Genomic DNA, 17,864 nt, shown 5'->3' with positions numbered 1-17,864 from the left:
GCCAAACGCCATAAGTTCGCGCGGGTCTGGACGAACGTGGTTCGCCGATGCACAGATAGGGCATGAACCCTACGCCCCCGACATCGCCTGATTCAAAGCTTGATATCGCCGCCGGTTTTGCCAGCGATATCGGCAAACGCGATGAAAATCAGGATTTCGCTGCCCTGTGCCTGGAAGATGGCCAGCGTCTTCACGGTGCTGTCGCCGCGCTGGCTGATGGCGTCGGGGGTCGCAAGGGCGGGCGCGTGGCGGCCGAGCTGTCGGTGCGCACCTTTATCGACGATTATCTCGGCCAGTCGGAGCTGTTGTCGCCGCGCAAGACGGCGGCGCGGGCGCTGGAGAGCATCAACTACTGGCTTTTCCGTGAAGGCCAGAAGAACGAAAACCTGAAAGGCATGTGCGCCGCCTTTACCGGCGTGGTGATCAAGGGCCGCCGCCTGCACAGTTTCCACGCCGGCGATACGCGGCTCTATCGCCTGCGCGCGGGTCAGCTCGAACTCCTCACGCAGGACCATAAGCCCGAAGGCGCCGACGGCAGTTCCTTCATTACGCGCGCGGTCGGGGCCGAAGAGGCCATCCGCATTGATTACGGCGCCCATGATATCTTCCCGCATGATCGCCTGATGCTGTGTTCGGATGGCGTGCATGGCTTCGTCAGCCAAGCGCAAATCCTGGCCCTGCTCGATGCCCGCACCTCGCCCGATGAGACGGCTCAAAAGCTGGTCAGCATGGCCCTAGCCCATGGCGGCGATGACAACGCTACGGCCATGGTGATCGATGTCATCGACCTGCCGCCGGCCACCATCGAAGATCTCAACCTTGCCATCGCCAAATTGCCGATGATCGAGCCGCCTCATACCGGCGAAACCATCGACGGCTTCCGCCTTGATCGCCAACTGGCCGATGGCATCTATAGCCGCGTTTTCCGCGCGCGTGATATGCGCGAATTCCGCACCGGCGTCAGCCCGCATGTCGTTCTGAAATTTCCCAAGCCGCACACCATCGGTTCGGAAAGCTCGGCGCGGTCGGCCTTCATGCGTGAGGCTTGGGTGGCCAGTCGCGTCCAGCATATGTGGATCGGTTCGGTGCTCGATATCGCGCCCGGTCGCCAAACCTGCCTCTATGTCGCCCAGCCCTATTATGCCGGCGAGACCCTCGAACATCGCCTGTCACGCGCGCCGAAAATCCGGCTGGAGGAGGGCGTAGCCATCGCCACCAAGCTGGCCAAGGCGCTGGGATCGCTGCATCGCGCCGGCATCATCCACCGCGACGTCAAGCCTGAGAACATCATCCTGATGCCGGAAGGCGGTTTCAAGCTGGTCGATCTTGGGGTAGCGCGGATTCCCGGCATCGACAAGGACAGCCTGTTCGTGCCCGGCACCCCCAGTTACAAGGCGCCGGAGCTTTTTGACGGTAAGCCGGGGGATGAACGCTCGGATATTTTCGCCATGGGGGTGACGCTCTATCGCCTGTTTACCGGCGGGGCCTATCCGTTCGGTGAGATCGAAACCGGCCAGACACCGAAATTCAGCAAGCCTGAGCTTTTGACCTCGCGCCGCCGCGACCTCCCGGCCTGGCTCGACAGTCTGATCCTGCAAGCCCTGGCGCCCCATCCGCAGGACCGCTTTCAGGACGGTTTTGAGATGGCTTTCAAGCTGGAAACCGGCGCTCATGGCGCTGAGCCGGACTTCTTCCGCAAGCATTCGTGGCTCGGCCGCAACCAGATTAGCATATGGCGTGGTGTCAGCCTGGTTCTGGCGCTGATGATCGTGGCCATGCTGCTGGCTCCGGACTTTCATGTCCATCTGAAGTATGGGTGGCAGGCCGTGATCGACTTTCTCACCCGTCCAAAAACCTAGACTTGAGCCTTACTGCACCACCATATCGCGGTGCTGAGGCGCCAGGGCCGCCAGCAGCTTGTTCTGCGCTGTGAAGGGAATATCGTTCCGGTTCATGGCCAGTTGCAGGTCTTCGACCAGCGCCATGAAGTCTTCCTTGTGGATGCCGAGCTTGGCATGGGCCACCTTCATGTCCTTGCCGGTATAGGTGCAGCCGCCGCCTGTGATCTGGCAGACTTGCGACACCAGTTCGGCCTTCACGCGCCTCTGATCGACCGCGACGAAGAAGTCCTTGGTGCGCGGATCGGCCAGCAGGATGACCATGAAGTCGTCCATCAGTCTGACCAGACCGTCATGACCGCCAAATTCGGCAAAGAGCTTGCCGTCGGAGATAACCGGCGCGGTGGCGGCGCCAGGCGGCCCTGCGGGAATTTCCTGGGCCAGGGCGGGCGCGCTGAGAAGGGCGGCCGCGACAGCCAGAGACAGGCATTTGGCCAGAGACAGATATTTCATGGCGGCGCTCCTTAGAAACCGGCCTGTAGCGAGGCGTAGAGCCCCGACTGACGGCACGTAACGATATGGCCGAGGTCAGCATAGGCGAGGGTGAGCGAAAGGTGCTTGTTGAGCGCATAGGCGACAAAGGCATCAACCGCCGCGCCTTCCTTGGCGACGCCGAGATTGTCCGGCTTAGTGCGGACCTCGACGCCCACGGCCGTGCGGCGGTTGAGCATATAGGCCAAAGAGCCTTCGAACTGGAGGTGGTAATCGTCATCGGTGCCGCCGTAGCCCAAAATGCCGAACTGGTTGGCCTTGGTGGCGCGCAGGGTAGCGTTGGCCAGCAGGCCGTATTTGAGATAGAGCTTGGTGGCGCTGACATAGTAGTCGCTGCCGGAATCGTCACGCGCGCCGAGCGTTTTGACCAGCGCGCCATTCTTGTTCGACTTGAACTGCGCCCCGACCGCGATCTGCGGCAGCCAGCTATCCTGTTCGAGGACGGCGTCACCGAGCAGCTTGACCTTCACACCGATCGTGTCCTGCGAGATCGTGTAACCATAACCGAGGCCCAGCACCGTGCCGACCTTCTGCATGTCGAAATCCTGACGGGCATAGGAGATCTCGACGCGGTCATGGATGCCGACCAGGGCGCCATAGGATGTGATGTTGTAGTCCTGTGTGTTGACGTCGGTATAATAGAGATTGCCGCCGGTCTGGTTTTGCGAGCCGTAGCTGCCGATCACCGCCCACGGCGTCAGGCCGCCGCCGGCCGAACCCTCGACCTGGCTGACGCCGCCGGTGAGCAAAAGCTTGCCGCTGGTAAAGGTGAAAATCGAGTTGGCGTGGGCGGCGCTGCCGCACGTCAGGGCCGCGCTGAGGGTCAGCAGGGACAGGATTTTGTTTAACAAGGTGGAAGCCTCTGGGATGTGTCGACAGGCAGCACCCTCCTATCGATAGCTTAAGGCTTGCTTGAGACAGGGCCGTTTTTCTTAAAAACCCAAGGATTGCGCTCAGGTGCGGCGCACGTGCCACATCACCTTACAAAAATGTAATGAACGTGGGAAAATTGCTGTGCTAACCCTGCCAACTGGTTTCAGTTTTAATGATCCCGTAAGGCCTTACCTGGGTCGCCTAGCCCTGGCCTTGCGCTTCGCCCCAACCCGGAAAATATCCTATGCGCTCAATGCTTTTTGCCGCTGGTCTGCTCCTCGCCTCGACCGCGCTCACCCCCGTCATGGCGCTTGCCGCCCCGCCTGCCGCCATTGTCGCGGACGCTCAAGCTCCGCAGGGCAAACTGCCCGATGCCGCTGCCCCGCTGGCCTATCGTCTTGACCTGACCATTGTCCCCTCAAAGCCGCGCTTTTCCGGCCATGTCGAGATCGACGTCAATGTGAAGGCGGAAACCAAGTCGCTCTACCTGCATGGCCGCGACCTCAAGGTGTCGAAAGTGGTCGCCATGGTCGGCGACAAGGTGATCAACGCCAAGTACACCCAGGTCGATGATCTGGGCGTTGCGCGCCTCGATTTCGCCAAGGCCGTGCCTGGCGGTAAAATTACGCTGGTGTTCGATTACGATGCCCCCTTCACCAACGACGCCGCCGGTCTCTACCGCGTTCAGGTCGGTGGTGACTGGTACGTCTGGTCGCAATTTGAATCGATCGACGCCCGTGCCGCCTTCCCGTCGTTCGATGAGCCGGGCTTCAAGACCCAGTTCCGCGTGAAAATCACCACGGAGCCCGGCCTGCTTGCGGTCAGCAACGCGCCGCGCGATGGCGAGGTGACCGCCGGCAAGCTGGTGACCCACATCTTCTATCCGACCGAAAAACTGCCAACCTATCTGATGGCCTTCGTGGTTGGCCCGTTCGTCACTGCCGAGGGGGCAGTGCCGGCGAACCAGTTCCGCAACCATCCCCTGCCGATCCGCATCATCGCCACCAAGCCGAACGCCGATAAGCTGAAATACGCGCTCGACGAAACGCCGGCCATCGTCAATCACCTCGAATCCTATTTCGGCCAGGGCTTCCCCTATCCGAAACTCGACCAGATCGCTTCGCCGATCATGCCGGGCGCCATGGAAAACGCTGGCGCCGACATCTACGGTGACAACATCCTGCTGCTGCCGGAAGGCGCCCCGACCACGCAGAAGCAGGCCTTCGGCATGGTGGTGGCTCACGAACTGTCACACCAGTGGTTCGGCGATTATGTCACCCCGGCCTGGTGGGATGATATCTGGCTCAATGAGAGCTTCGCCAACTGGATGGGCTACCGCATCGGCAACGAATGGCGGCCGGAGTTGAACATCGGCGTCGGCGCTGTCGAAGAGGGTTTTGAGGCCATGGGCGCCGATGCGCTCAAGGTCGGTCGTCCGATCCACCAGCCGATCACCCGCAATGGCGATATCGACTCCGCGTTTGACGGCATCACCTATGGCAAGGGCGGGCAGGTTGTTTCGATGATCGCTGGCTATCTGGGTGACGAACGCTTCAAGGCCGGCGTCCGCCTGCACATGTCGCGTCATCCGCATGGCAATGCAACGTCGGAAGATTTCTTCGGTGCCCTTGCCGATGCGGCCCAAAATCCGAAAGTGCTCGATTCGATGAAGAGCTTCGTCGATCAGCAGGGCTTCCCCGTCATCGATTTCAGCCACAATGGCGGCTGGCTGGTGGCGACGCAGTCGCGCTATGCCCGCCTCGGCACCACCTTGCCCGAGCAGACCTGGACCATCCCGCTGTGCATCCGTCGTGACGCAGATACCGGCTGTTTCATGCTGGCCGACAAGCAGGGCAATCTCGGCGTCGATAAGCCGGGCGCCTTCATGCCCAATGCCGGCGGAACCGGCTATTACCGCTTTAATCTGACGCTTGCGGACTGGGATGCCCTGCTCGCGACCGGCGACAAGCTTTCGGGCGCCGAGGGCATAGCTACCATCGACAGCCTGTGGGGCCAGTTCTACGCCGGCAAGCTGCCGGCGGCCGAACTGATCAAGGCGGCGCGCATCATGGTCAACAATAAGGATTCCAACGTGGCGGTCGGGGGCGGGGACAACCTCGCCAACCTGCGCAGCCGCGGCATTATCGGTGAGGCGGCCCTGGCCGATTATCGCCGGGTCATGGATTCCATCTATGCGCCGCGCCTGGCCGCTCTGGGTTTTGATCCCAAGGCCAACGCCTATATCAACGATGATCCGGATACCTCCAAGCTGCGCCAGAGCCTGGTCGGCATTGTAGCTGGCGATGCCCGTGATGCGGCGGTCCGCAAGCAGTTGCTCGACGCCGCCAACGCCTATCTGGCGGGTGACGACAAGGCGCTCGATCAGGCCTATCGTGGCCGCGCCCTGAGCGTCTATGTCGAGGAGGGCGGGCTGCCCGCCGCCAAGGCAATGCTGGAGCGTGCCCTCACCGCCAGCGACGAGACGCTTCGTGGCGCCGCCATGCGCTCGGTCACCGCCGACGCCAAGCCGGAAACGGCGACCTGGATCTTCGGGATCCTCGGCGACAAGCGCCTGCGTAACCCGGACAAGACCGGCCTTATCGCCGGCCTGATGGGCAGCAACGACACGCGCGACATGGCCTATGACTGGTTGAAGGCCAACTATGACAGCTTCTCGACCGGGGCGGGCATCTTCTCCGCCGGCCGCATTGCCTCCCTGCCGGGACGCTATTGCTCGGCAGCCAAGGCGGATGAGGTCGATCAGATCATGCGTCCGAAGGTCAAGGCCGCTGGCCGCGGCGAACTGTCCTTTGATCGCATGCTCGAAGGTATGCGCACCTGCAATGCGCTCAAGGACGCCAAGTCCGATGAACTGGCCCAGGCGCTCAAAGCGGCGCAATAAGCGTTACAACGCATGTAACTACGGCCCTCCGGAGCGAACCGGAGGGCTTTTTCATGCCTTGCCCTCCGGTCAACCCTGTGTCATTTCTTATTTCAAAGAGAGCAAAGGCTCCAGACGACATAACAGGGACGAACGCACCCAAGGGGTTGAGACGACATGACAACGACATCAGGCGAAACAGGTCACAAGAAGCAGAGCCAAGAAAAACAGAGCATGTGGCTTGTGATCGGGGCTTCATCGCTGGGCACCATCTTTGAATGGTTCGACTTTTATATTTTCGGCACGCTGGCGGCCATTATGGGCACGCAGTTCTTCGAGGTTGAAGGCATTAACCCGACGACCTCCTTCATCTTCGCACTGCTGGCCCTGGCGGCTGGCTTCGTGGTGCGGCCCTTCGGGGCCATGGTCTTTGGTGGCATGGGTGACAAGATCGGCCGCAAGCATACCTTTCTGGTCACCATGGTCATCATGGGGCTGTCGACCTTCCTCGTCGGCGTCCTGCCCAACTATGCCACCATCGGCATCGCCGCGCCGATCATCCTGATCTGTCTGCGCCTGGTCCAAGGTCTCGCCATGGGCGGCGAATATGGTGGCGCCGCCACCTATGTGGCCGAGCATTCGCCGGATAACAAACGCGGCCAGATGACGGCGTGGATTCAGACCACGGCCACGCTAGGCCTGCTGCTGGCGCTCGTCGCCATCGGCGTTACCCAGCACTATGTCAGCCCGGAAGACTTCAAGGCCTGGGGCTGGCGCCTGCCGTTCCTGTTCTCAATCGTCCTGCTGCTGGTTTCGATCTGGATTCGCATGAAGCTCAATGAAAGCCCGGTTTTCCAGGCCATGAAGGACGAGGGGCGGACGTCGAAATCGCCACTTTCCGAAGCCTTCCTGAAGTGGTCGAATCTCAAGATTGTGCTGATCGCCCTGTTTGGTCTCGTGGCCGGTCAAGGCGTGGTGTGGTACACTGGCCAGTTCTATGCGCTGTTCTTCCTGCAGAAGATGTTGCACGTCGATCTGTCGACCTCGTACTGGCTGATCGGCGGCGCGCTGGCCATCGCCACGCCGTTCTTCATCTTTTTCGGCTGGCTGTCCGATCGCATCGGCCGCAAGCCGATCATCCTGGCCGGCCTCGTTCTGGCGGCGGCGGGTTACTTCCCGCTGTTCGGCGCCCTGACCGGTGCGGTCAGCCCGGCGCTTGAACAGGCGCAAAAGACCTCGCCGGTGGTGGTGGTGGCCGATCAGGCCGCCTGCGCTGTCCAGTTTGATCCGGTCGGCAAGGCCAAGTTCCTGCAATCATGCGATATCGCCAAATCCTACCTCGCCAAGGGCGGCATCAGCTACACCAATGAAGCGGCCCCGGCCGGCGCTGTGGCTTCGGTGCGCATCGGTCAGACGGTCATCCCGTCCTTCGAGGGCAAGAACCTGACCGGTGAGGCGCTGAAAACCGCACAGGCCGATTTCGTCAAGCAGGTGGGCGCTGCGCTAAAGGCTGCGGGCTATCCGGCCAAGGCGGATAACGCCACGATCGACTATCCGAAGACACTGGGCATCCTGACCCTGCTCGTCCTGCTCGTCACCATGGTCTATGCCCCGATGGCGGCGGCGCTTGTCGAGATGTTCCCGGCGCGCATTCGCTACAGCGCCATGTCCTTGCCCTATCACTTCGGCAATGGCTGGTTTGGTGGCCTGCTGCCGTTTATCACCTTCACGATCGTGGCGGCGACGGGCGGCATCTATGACGGCCTGTGGTATCCGGTCGGCATTGCGGCCTTTACCGTGGTCATCGGCCTGTTCTTCGTGAAGGACAATCGCCACATCGACTTTAATAAGTAGATGAGACTAACTTCACGAAAACGTTGAAACAAAAGGCCCTCGGTTGATTGACCGGGGGCTTTTTTTTGGCCAAGGTCCGCCATCACGGGGCGAGACAGGCTTTCTTGCGCTCCAACAGTGCCTCCTTGCGTATCTCATTCCTTCAAAAGGCGACAGCCATGGCCGACGATTCCGTACCGCCCGTTCAGGCACCCGATCCCAACCCTTATGCCAATCCGAAAAATCCCAACAATCTGATTGAGCGCGTGCAGGCCATCCTGCTCAAGCCGGCCGCGACCTGGGACGTGATCGAGCGCGAAACGCCTGACGTCAAGACGCTTTACACCAGCTACATCATGCCTTTGGCGGCCATCGGTCCGGTAGCCACGGCTATTGGTGGCATAGTGTTCGGCGGCGGGCTGTTCAGAATCGTCTCGGCTGTGTTGCTCTACATCCTGTCGCTGATCCTGATCTATGTTGTCGCCTTGATCATTGATGGGCTCGCCCCCAGCTTCAATGGTCAGAAAAACTTTATCCAGGCTCTGAAAGTGGCTGCTTACAGCTCTACGGCCGGCTGGGTTGCGGCGGTTTTAAGTATTCACCCCGGTCTGGGCGTCATTGGAAGCTTGCTTGGTCTTTATGGTCTTTATCTGATGTATCTCGGCTTACCGAAGCTGATGAAGAACCCGGCAGATAAAACGATCGTCTATATGATCGTCAATGCGGTAGTTTATTTTGTGCTTGTCCTGATCATGGGGGCCGTGATCGCCACCTTTGCCGGTATTAGCGCCTTGACGACGGGGGGACTGGCAGCACTGGCTGTCAATCATGCGGTTGTTGCGCCGAATGTCTCGAAAATAGACCAGGCCGCCAATCATATGGAAGCCGCCGCGAACCAGATGGCGGCACAGGCCTCGGCCATGGAAAATGGTCAGACGACGGTCAAGCTGGCGGATGCCGGCGCGCTTCTGGCGCTTCTGCCGCCGTCGCTCAATGGCGTGGCGCGCAGCGATGACCGTACCCAGGCCAACACTATGGGCGGCATGGCGGTCTCGACCGCCGAAGGCACCTACCGCATCGGCGATGGCTCGCTCCACCTCACCGTCACCGACATGGGCACCATGGCTGGTTTCGGCGCCATGGCGGCGGCGGTCAATATCAATACGTCGAGCAGCAGCGCCACCGGCTATGAAAAGGTCACGACGCAGAATGGCCAGATGGTCACCGAGGAATACGACACGCAATCGAAGCACGGCAAATACGCCGTGGTCTCCAATGGCCGCATCACGGTTGAAGCCGAGGGTGATAATGTCGACATGGCCACGCTGAAATCGGCGGTGGCGAGCATCGATCTTGGCCGCGCGCAGGCCCTGACGAAGTAATTTACGGCACAGGATCGGCCGGATCTTCCGGCAGGCCGAGGAAACGCCAGTACGCGTTATAAACGCCGTCACGGGTCAGGGTGCTATGCTCTGACCCTTTCATTTTCACGAAAAGCTTTGGCGAATTTGCAAGTTCGAACAGATGTTTGCCTTGAGAAAATGGCACAACGCTGTCGCGGTCGCCATGCGCGATCAGAACGGGTGTATGCACATCCTTGATGCGCTCGCGGTTGAGAAAGCGATCGTGCATCAAAAGACAGGCGGGGATAAGCGGATAGCGCTTGCTGGCGACATCGCAGGTGGCGGTGAAGGGCGCTTCCAGCAGCAAGGCGCGCGCCGGCCGTTGCGTCGCCACATAGGTCGCCACGCCTGAACCGAGACTGTGGCCATGGATGACGATCTGCTGATCTTCAAAACCCTGCGCCCGCAGCCAGTCATAGGCCGCCAGCCCGTCGGTGATCAGTCCAGTTTCAGTCGGGGTGCCGGTCGAGCCGCCATAGCCGCGATAGGAGAGGGCCAGATACCCGACCCCTGCCTTGTGCATGCGAATATAGCGCCACTTGCCCATGCTGAGCGCATCGCCCTTGCCATGAAAGTACAGAATGACCGGTCGCCCTTCCTGCGGAGGTTCATACCAGGCCTGCAGCGTTTCGCCGTCCTTCGTGGTGATACGGATATCCTGTATCGCCAGCCCCGTGATGGCCGGCGTTTCGAGCCCGGGCCTTACGGCGTAAAGCAATTGCCTTTGGTTGATATAGAGATAGCCGATCACTGCGAGGTAAATAGCTACCCCTGCAGTCAAAATGCCAAGAATAATATGACGTACAGTGCGGACCATCAGAAGAGGTCCGCCGTGACAATCTCGCCGGGTTTGGGCTGATGGCGTTGCGTGATGAGGACCATGGCGACGGACAGACACTGAGCAGCAAGTCCAGCGATCAGTATCCACACAAACAAGTGTATCGTTAAAGTGACATTTGGGCCTTGTTGATCGTTAAGTGTGGCAAAGATGCCGATTAAGGTAACCGTGATGAGGGCTAGTGTGGGGCTGATCAGCAGGCGTATCGCCCACCAAGAGAGGATAAGCAAACGCCTCCCAGAGGACATACCACCCAATTTTAAATTCAGGCTCAAGACGGCTCGCAAGGGTAACCACAGGCTTACTACGGGTACAAACCAGCCGAGCCATGCCCAGCGTGTCGATACTGGAAAACGGGTATGGCGATGAGCATGGCTGACCAGCCGGAAGCTCCACCACGCCATGACGACGAGCATGAAAACGCGAAGCACGAATTGTATGATGAGAACAAGAAAAACAGAACCGACAACGAGGTTGCCCTGAGCGGTTGGCCCTGAACCCTGAAAAGCTTCCAGCCCCGGCCATCCGGCGCTGATCGCTATCGCGATGGCGATCATCCCCAGCACGATATCGATGCCGGCGAGAATCACCAAGGCCAGGCTTTGTGCCTTGCCGGTACGTGTCGCTTTCGAAACCATCAATCCCCCCTTAACCAGCATGACTATCCGCGACCTGACGCCTCCGCGCAATGCCGTGTTTCACTAAACCAGTTTACAAAACAAACTTGTTCATGTAATTGTCCGCAGTCCGGCCATTTCGGCCGACCTAGGTTTTTGTCGCGCAGTTGTCCGGAAAGTGGGGGCCGCTTTATCGGATTGCGCTTAGGGAGGCTGTCATGGCTGAAACTGTAACTCTTAAGCGTTATCACGATCTCGATGCCGTCCGCGGACTGGCCCTGACGCTGGGTGTGGCCCTGCACGCCACCATGTCCTTTATCGAGCCGCGGATCTGGATCATCAAGGATATCCATCACGCCGACAGCCTGAGTCTGCTGTTCTACGTCATCCATATGTTCCGCATGACCACCTTTTTCGTCATGGCCGGCTTCTTCGCGCATATGATGGTGAGCAAGCGCGGTGTCTGGGGTTTCGCCGTCAATCGCCTGAAGCGTCTGGCCCTACCGCTCGTCGTCTTCTGGCCCATCGTCATCACCGCCATCGTCGCCATGATGATCATTGCCAACATGCCGCCACCGGGAACGCCTGCGCCGCCAGCCCCGCCACCGCCGGCCTTTGACATCCACACCTTCCCGCTGACGCACCTGTGGTTTCTCTATGTGCTGCTGATCCTGTGCGCCGGCGCCATTGTGCTCAAGCTCGCCGTCGATCTGCTCCATATCGGCAAGCCGCTGGGCCGTCTGGTCGATAGCGTGGTGGGTGCCCTGACCAAAAGCGACCTGATCAGTGTCGTGCTGTTCCTGCCGGTCGCCATCACCATGTATCTCAATCCGCAGGCGGCCCTGTGGTTCGGTATCCCCACGCCTGATACCGGCCTGATCCCCAACCCCACCGCTGTGGCCGGCTTCACCACCGCCTTCGCCTTTGGCTGGTGCCTGCATCGCCGCGCCGACCTGCTGGCGCATTTCGCCCATCGCTTCTGGCTCTATCTGTTCAGCGCGGTTGTCGGCACGATTATCTGCCTTAACATGATTGGCAGCACACCGGTCCTGGTGCCAGTCAATGGCCGCGATCATCCGCTCTATATCCTGATCTATGGCCTCAGCGCCTGGTCGTGGGTGCTGGCCTTCATCGGCATGGCGCATCGCTTCATCAGACACGAAAACCCGCTGCTGCGCCTGCTGTCGGATAGCTCCTACTGGGTCTATATCATCCATATTCCGGTGCTGCTGGTCTTCCAGTACGTCGTGAAGGACCTCGCCCTGCCGGCTGAAGCGAAATTCGCCATCGTCCTGTTCAGCACCCTGGCGATTGGCATTCTCAGCTATCAAATTATGGTACGCTACAGCTTCATCGGGGCGATTCTCAACGGCCGCCGCCGCAAGACGAAGCACGCGACCCAAGAAGGGGAGGCCACGGCATGACACCCGAGATGAGACATGACGACGACGACGCCTCCCAAAACCTTGCCTTCCTGAGGGCCCTCGTCAGCGAGGGGCCGAAGACGCAAGGGGCGGCGGGTATCATCTTCCTGACCGCCGGACTGTCCTACGGAATCGACTGCCTGGCCTACTGGGCGCAGATGGCGTTTGATCTTCCCTCGTCCCCGCTGATCGGTCTGGTTCTGATCCTGTTCCCCATTGTTGTCTCCGTCCCCGTCATCATCTATGTGAGTTGGAAAGGCCGTAAGGGCGGACAGCAGGGCGTCGCCACGCGGGCGCTCAATGCGGCCTACGCCTCGGCAGGACTGGCCAATCTTGCCCTCGCCATCGTCTTTGGCTATGTGGCCAGCAGCCAGAAAAGCATGCTGATCTGGCTCCTCTATCCGGTGGTGATCTGCGCCTTTTTCGGCGCAGTCTGGTATGTCGCCTACATGATCCGGCGCAAACTGTGGCTGGCCTGCGTATCGGCCGGCTGGTTCGTCACCACGGTGGCTCTGGGCCTGATGATCCGCCAGACCGAGACCTATCTTCTCGTGCTTGGCGTGGCGCTGATCCTTCTGATGGGCGGCGCCGGCGGGACCATGATTTACCTTAACCGCCAACAGGAGTCAGGCACATGAGCGATAACAGCGCCGGCACCGGGCGGGATATTCAGGCCGATCTGGCCTTCGTCAAGGCGCTCGTCACCGAAGGCAGCCGCGTGCAGATTTCAGGCGGCGCCCTCTATTTGGCCGGCGGGGTTTGTTATGGGCTGCAATGCCTGGCCCAATGGGCGCACATGGTCGGAATCGTCAATCTCGGCCTGTGGGGCAATCTGATCGCCGGCTTTCTGCCGACGATCGTCTTTCTGGCCGTGATGTGCGTCATCCTGTGGCGCGATCGCAAGGTGCCGAAAAATGGCGTGGCGACGCGCGCGCTCAATGCCGCCTTTAGCAGCGCCGGACTGGCCAATCTGTTCATGGTCGGGGTGTTTGCCTATGTCGCCATCACCGAAAAAAGTATGTTGATCTGGTTGTTGTATCCGATCACGATCTGCGCTTTTCAGGGCGCTGTCTGGTATACGGCCTACATGATCCGCAAGCAGATCTGGCTGGCGGTCATATCCGCCGGCTGGTTCGTCACCACCCTGACCCTGGGCTTCCTTCTCGGCACCCCGCATTACGTTCTGGTGCTGGGCTTGGCCCTGTCCGTTATCATGGGTGGGGGCGGCTGGTACATGATGACACAGGCGCGTAAGTAATCATGGCCGGTTTCGACATCAACAAACTGGATGACGCCATCCACGGACGCCTGCGTCTGGGGATTATGGCCTATCTGATGGACGCTGAAGCCGCCGATTTCAACGAGTTGAAGGCGGTGCTGGAGGCGACACAGGGCAATCTGTCGGTCCATCTGCGCAAGCTGGAAGAAGCGGGCTATGTCGAGATCGTCAAGAGCTTTCAGGGCCGCAAACCCCTGACACGCGTCCATATCACTCTGGCTGGTCGCAAGGCCTTCGCCAACTATCTCGACGCCTTGTCCAATCTGGTTTCCAAGCGTTAGAACACCTGTTCTATTAAGGCGCTTTCGGTTTAAAAATAAGCGTCACCGTCACAAAGCTAATGATCAGCAGCAGGCCCCACGCGCCCATTTTCTGGATCGATACCAGATGCCACGCCTTGCCCGGATAGCTCCAGGTGTGGGTGAAGGTGCCGATATTTTCCGCCAGCCACAGAAAGAAGGCCGTCAGGGTGCCGGCCAGCAGATAGGGCATGGCATGCACCTTCTGATCGACGCGGAAATAGACGAAGCAGCGGAAATAAATGACGGCGATGGCGGCGAAAATCAGATAGCGGAAATCGAAAAGGAAGTGATGCGTGAAAAAGTTGAGATAGATCACCGTCGCCAGCACATAGGTCACCCACGCCTTCGGATAGTGCGAGAAACGCATGTCGAAGACGCGGATGGCGCGGGCGATAAACGAACCGACGCTGCCATACATGAAGCCGGTGAAAAGCGGCACCCCGCCGATATGGAAGATCGACGGCTCCGGATAGGCCCACGACCCCATATGGGTCTTGAAAATTTCCATGATCGTGCCGGTGACATGGTAGAGGAAGATGACCTTGACCTCATCGAAGGTCTCCAGCCTCGTCCACAGCAACAGGGCCTGAATGGCGATGGCGGCGGCCAGCAGGAAATCATAGCGATAGATCGGTGCATGGGCGGGCCAGAAGAGATGCGTCACGATGATCAGGCCGAGCATCCCGGCGCCAAACAGGCACGACCACGCCATTTTCAAACCGAACAGCACGAATTCACGTAAAGGCGCTGGCAGGATCAGCAGGGTGCTGCGTATCCAGCGTCGCACGGGTTGCAGAAAGGGGGCCAAAGGGTGAGGGGAGGTTTCGCTCAATTTCGGCCTTCTTGTGCAGCTATAAAATCACATCCGTTTCCTGCTAACATGGCCTGTGGTAACAGGAAAGCGTGCGCGCTGGCCAGCATTGCCCGCATTTGGATTGTCCCTTCATGCCGATCTTGCTAAGAGGGGCGCGCGTACCATATGGAATGACTATGACCTTAAGCCCCCCGCTCGATATCAACAGCCGCACCGAAATTCTGGCCACCGGCGCGCGCGTGATGCGCATCGAAGGCGAGGCCCTGCTGCTGTTTGCCGGCTCCCTGTCGGAAGCGTTTGTGCGGGCGGTCGAGACCCTTTACGCCGCCAAGGGCCGCGTCATCATCTCCGGCATGGGCAAGTCGGGCCATATCGGCGCCAAGATCACCGCGACGCTCGCCTCCACCGGCACGCCGGCGCAGTTCGTCCACCCCGCCGAAGCCTCGCACGGCGACCTCGGCATGATCACCGCCGATGACGTGGTGGTGGTGCTGTCCAACTCCGGCGAAACCTCGGAACTTTCGGACATCATCGCCCATACCCGCCGCTTTGGCATCCCCCTGATCGGTGTGGCATCGCGCCCCGATTCGACCCTGCTCAAGGCGGCCGATATCGCGCTGGTCCTGCCGGCCGCGCCGGAAGCCTGTGCCATCGGCATGGCCCCGACCACGAGCACCACCATGACCCTGGCGCTCGGCGATGCCCTGGCCGTAGCCATCATGGAAAAGCGCGGCTTTCAGCCGACCGATTTCAAGACCTTCCACCCCGGCGGCAAGCTCGGCGCGCAGTTGCTGCGCGTCGATCAACTGATGCACAAGGGCGATGCCCTGCCGCTGATCGGCGAATTGACGCCGATGAGCGACGCGCTGCTGGAAATGACCGCCAAAAGCTTCGGCGTGGTCGGTGTCACCGATGCCAGTGGCAAGCTGGCCGGCATCATTACCGACGGCGACCTGCGCCGCAATATGACCGGCCTGATGGACAAGACCGCAAAACAGGTCATGCACGCCGGCCCGCGCACCATCCGCCCCGAAGCCCTGGCGGCCGAGGCGCTTGGCATTATGAATGACAAGAAGATCACCTGCCTGTTCGCGGTCGATGACAGCCACGCGCCGGTCGGCCTGATCCATATCCACGATTGCCTGCGTGCGGGAGTTGCTTAAGTGAAAACCATCATACTGATCCCCGCGCGCTATGCTTCGACGCGCTATCCCGGCAAGCCGCTGGTCATGCTGACCGGCAAGGATGGCGTGCCGAAGTCGCTGATCCAGCGCTCCTGGGAAGCCGCCAAGGGCGTGGCCGATGTCGCCTCGGTCTATGTCTGCACCGATGACGATCGCATCAAGACGGCTGCCGAAGCCTTCGGCGCGCAGGTGATCATGACGGCGGAATCCTGCGCCAACGGCACCGAGCGCTGCGCCGACGCGCTGCAGCACCTGAGCGAATCCGCCGATCTCTATATCAATCTGCAGGGCGATGCGCCACTCACCCCGGCCTGGTTCGTCGAAGACCTGATCCGCGCCATGAAGGCCGATCCGTCGGTGCAGATGGCGACGCCGGTGCTGCGCTGCGATGCCCAGACCCACGCCAACTTCGTCGAGGATCGCCTCAATGGCCGCGTCGGCGGCACCACGGCGGTGTTCGACAAAAACCTCAACGCGCTCTACTTCTCCAAGGAAGTCATTCCCTATACCGGCAAGACGTTTGGCGAGGGCGATACGATCCCGGTCTTCCACCATGTCGGCGTCTATGGTTACCGCGAGCAGGCCCTGAAGAGCTATTCGAGCTGGCCGGTGGGGCCGCTGGAAACCTGGGAAGGCCTTGAGCAACTGCGCTTTCTGGAAAACGGCATGCCGATACGCTGTGTCGAGGTCGACGGCCGCGGTCGCGTGTTCTGGGAACTGAACAACCCCGTCGATGTCGCCCGCATTGAACAAGTCATCTAGGAGTACCCCATGTCGATCCAGCCGCAACACGTCAAAACCAAGGTTTTCGAAATTGGTGATTTCGGCCAGCCGAAGATTAAAATCGGCGGCGACGAACCGTTCGTGCTGATCGCCGGGCCGTGTCAGATCGAGAGCCTCGACCACGCCCTTATGATGGCCGAGAAGATCGCCGAGGCCTGCGCGCCGACCGGCACCAAGTTCATCTACAAGTCCAGTTACGACAAGGCCAACCGCTCCTCGATCGGTACGGCGCGCGGTATCGGCATGACGGAAGGCCTCGATATCCTGGCTGCCGTCCGCGACAAGTTCGGCTGTCCCGTCCTGACCGATGTGCACGACACCCACCAGTGCGAGCCGGTGGGAAAGCAGGTCGATGTCATCCAGATCCCGGCCTTCCTGTGCCGCCAGACCGATCTTTTGCTGGCCGCCGGCGCCACTGGCCGCACCATCAATGTCAAGAAGGGCCAGTTCCTGGCGCCCTGGGACATGAAGAACGTCGCCAACAAGATCGCCTCGACGGGCAATGAGCGGATCATCCTGTGTGATCGCGGCACCAGCTTCGGTTACAACACGCTGGTCAGCGATTTCCGCGGCCTGCCGATCATGGCCCAGACCGGTTACCCGGTGATGTTCGACGCCACCCATTCGGTGCAGCAGCCGGGTGGTCAGGGCACGACCTCAGGCGGCCAGCGCGAGTTCGCGCCGGTGCTGGCGCGCGCCGCCTGCGCCGTCGGTGTGTCGGCGGTGTTTATCGAAACCCACGAAGACCCCGATCATGCGCCGAGCGACGGCCCCAACATGATCTATATCGACAAGATGAAAGATCTGATCGGCACCCTTCGCGCATTCGATGATCTGGCTAAGGGTATGGGCTGACGGCTCATTTTCGCCATTCAAGGGGCAATCTGTCTAGGCTTTGGCCGAGAATTGCTCGAAGGCCGCCATGGCATCGGCGGCATACATCAAAGACGGGCCGCCGCCCAGATAGATGGCCATACCCAGCGCCTCCTCGACCTCCTGTGTCGTGGCGCCCAGTTTGACCAGAGCTTCCGCATGAAAGCCGATGCAGCCATCACAACGCGTGCTGACGCCAATCGCAAGAGCTATCAGTTCTTTCGTCTTTTTTGACAGGGCGCCATCTTTCAGTGCGCCCTGCGCCATGGCTGAAAACCCCTGCATGGTTTCGGGGATGTCCTTGCGCAGGCCCTTCAGGTTGGCGGAAATGTCTTTGGTGATCTGAATATAGTCTTTGGTCATGGGGTGT

Annotated in this window: 17 protein-coding genes; 11 read left to right on the top strand and 6 right to left on the bottom strand. The window is 60.3% G+C overall.

From position 1 onward, the window contains the following. Positions 1–62: 62 nt before the first annotated feature. A complete protein-coding gene (locus ABQ278_RS16275; RefSeq protein WP_349320527.1) occupies positions 63–1,859 on the top strand; it encodes a protein kinase domain-containing protein in 1,797 nt (598 codons plus the stop codon). A 9-nt stretch (positions 1,860–1,868) separates the two neighbouring features. On the opposite strand, the gene ABQ278_RS16270 is transcribed toward ABQ278_RS16275, so the two are convergent. Beyond that, complete coding sequence (locus tag ABQ278_RS16270; protein WP_349320526.1) at positions 1,869–2,351, bottom strand: group 1 truncated hemoglobin; 483 nt, start codon at positions 2,349–2,351, stop codon at positions 1,869–1,871. Between the two features lie 11 nt (positions 2,352–2,362). Then, on the bottom strand, positions 2,363–3,241 hold the full coding sequence (locus ABQ278_RS16265) for a DUF3034 family protein (RefSeq protein ID WP_349320525.1): 879 nt from the start codon (positions 3,239–3,241) through the stop codon (positions 2,363–2,365). A gap of 266 nt (positions 3,242–3,507) precedes the next feature. On the opposite strand from ABQ278_RS16265, the gene ABQ278_RS16260 reads away from it, so the two are divergent. From ABQ278_RS16260 to ABQ278_RS16250, 3 genes are all read left to right on the top strand, one after another. Beyond that, positions 3,508–6,165: a M1 family metallopeptidase gene (locus tag ABQ278_RS16260; protein WP_349320524.1), complete on the top strand. Its 2,658-nt coding sequence runs from the start codon at positions 3,508–3,510 to the stop codon at positions 6,163–6,165. Between the two features lie 156 nt (positions 6,166–6,321). Continuing rightward, positions 6,322–7,998, top strand: a complete 1,677-nt coding sequence (locus ABQ278_RS16255; protein WP_349320523.1) for an MFS transporter — start codon at positions 6,322–6,324, stop codon at positions 7,996–7,998. 158 nt (positions 7,999–8,156) lie between these two features. Then, complete coding sequence (locus tag ABQ278_RS16250) at positions 8,157–9,359, top strand: Yip1 family protein (RefSeq protein WP_349320522.1); 1,203 nt, start codon at positions 8,157–8,159, stop codon at positions 9,357–9,359. A gap of 1 nt (position 9,360) precedes the next feature. Here the strand turns inward: ABQ278_RS16250 and ABQ278_RS16245 are convergent, their stop codons facing one another. After that, positions 9,361–10,197 carry an alpha/beta fold hydrolase gene (locus ABQ278_RS16245; protein WP_349320521.1) on the bottom strand — a complete coding sequence of 279 codons (837 nt, stop codon included), beginning with the start codon at positions 10,195–10,197 and terminating at the stop codon, positions 9,361–9,363. Next, positions 10,197–10,856 carry a DUF4328 domain-containing protein gene (locus tag ABQ278_RS16240; RefSeq protein WP_349320520.1) on the bottom strand — a complete coding sequence of 220 codons (660 nt, stop codon included), beginning with the start codon at positions 10,854–10,856 and terminating at the stop codon, positions 10,197–10,199. Before ABQ278_RS16240 ends, ABQ278_RS16245 begins: the two co-directional genes overlap by 1 nt. Positions 10,857–11,053: 197 nt before the next feature. Between ABQ278_RS16240 and ABQ278_RS16235 the strand changes: the two genes are divergently transcribed. The 4 genes from ABQ278_RS16235 to ABQ278_RS16220 are packed head-to-tail and all read left to right on the top strand — an operon-like array spanning position 11,054 to position 13,819. Beyond that, entirely contained in the window at positions 11,054–12,259 is a 1,206-nt protein-coding gene (locus ABQ278_RS16235; RefSeq protein ID WP_349320519.1) for an acyltransferase family protein, read from the top strand. Then, positions 12,256–12,897: a hypothetical protein gene (locus ABQ278_RS16230; RefSeq protein WP_349320518.1), complete on the top strand. Its 642-nt coding sequence runs from the start codon at positions 12,256–12,258 to the stop codon at positions 12,895–12,897. The genes ABQ278_RS16235 and ABQ278_RS16230 overlap by 4 nt, the downstream gene beginning before the upstream one ends. Next, on the top strand, positions 12,894–13,517 hold the full coding sequence (locus tag ABQ278_RS16225; RefSeq protein ID WP_349320517.1) for a hypothetical protein: 624 nt from the start codon (positions 12,894–12,896) through the stop codon (positions 13,515–13,517). Before ABQ278_RS16230 ends, ABQ278_RS16225 begins: the two co-directional genes overlap by 4 nt. A gap of 2 nt (positions 13,518–13,519) precedes the next feature. Next, entirely contained in the window at positions 13,520–13,819 is a 300-nt protein-coding gene (locus ABQ278_RS16220) for a transcriptional regulator (RefSeq protein ID WP_349320516.1), read from the top strand. Positions 13,820–13,832: 13 nt separating this feature from the next. On the opposite strand, the gene ABQ278_RS16215 is transcribed toward ABQ278_RS16220, so the two are convergent. Further along, positions 13,833–14,672 carry a DUF817 domain-containing protein gene (locus ABQ278_RS16215; RefSeq protein ID WP_349320515.1) on the bottom strand — a complete coding sequence of 280 codons (840 nt, stop codon included), beginning with the start codon at positions 14,670–14,672 and terminating at the stop codon, positions 13,833–13,835. A 158-nt stretch (positions 14,673–14,830) separates the two neighbouring features. Between ABQ278_RS16215 and ABQ278_RS16210 the strand changes: the two genes are divergently transcribed. Genes ABQ278_RS16210 through kdsA form a run of 3 tightly spaced genes read left to right on the top strand, consistent with a single transcriptional unit; the run spans position 14,831 to position 17,476 of the window. Continuing rightward, positions 14,831–15,817, top strand: a complete 987-nt coding sequence (locus ABQ278_RS16210) for a KpsF/GutQ family sugar-phosphate isomerase (protein WP_349320514.1) — start codon at positions 14,831–14,833, stop codon at positions 15,815–15,817. Further along, entirely contained in the window at positions 15,818–16,600 is a 783-nt protein-coding gene (locus ABQ278_RS16205; RefSeq protein WP_349320513.1) for a manno-octulosonate cytidylyltransferase, read from the top strand. A 9-nt stretch (positions 16,601–16,609) separates the two neighbouring features. After that, the gene (gene kdsA, locus ABQ278_RS16200) at positions 16,610–17,476 is read left to right on the top strand and encodes a 3-deoxy-8-phosphooctulonate synthase (RefSeq protein ID WP_349320512.1); all 867 of its coding nucleotides are present in this window, start codon (positions 16,610–16,612) and stop codon (positions 17,474–17,476) included. A gap of 33 nt (positions 17,477–17,509) precedes the next feature. Here kdsA and ABQ278_RS16195 read toward each other — a convergent pair whose 3' ends face one another. Then, the gene (locus ABQ278_RS16195) at positions 17,510–17,857 is read right to left on the bottom strand and encodes a carboxymuconolactone decarboxylase family protein (RefSeq protein ID WP_349320511.1); all 348 of its coding nucleotides are present in this window, start codon (positions 17,855–17,857) and stop codon (positions 17,510–17,512) included. Between the last annotated feature and the right edge of the window lie 7 nt (positions 17,858–17,864).

Origin of the sequence: Asticcacaulis sp. MM231 (genome assembly GCF_964186625.1) — a bacterium.
Classification (GTDB): Bacteria; Pseudomonadota; Alphaproteobacteria; order Caulobacterales; family Caulobacteraceae; genus Asticcacaulis.
The sequence above is the reverse complement of the archived record's forward strand: the minus strand, read 5'-3'. Positions and strand labels throughout refer to the sequence as shown.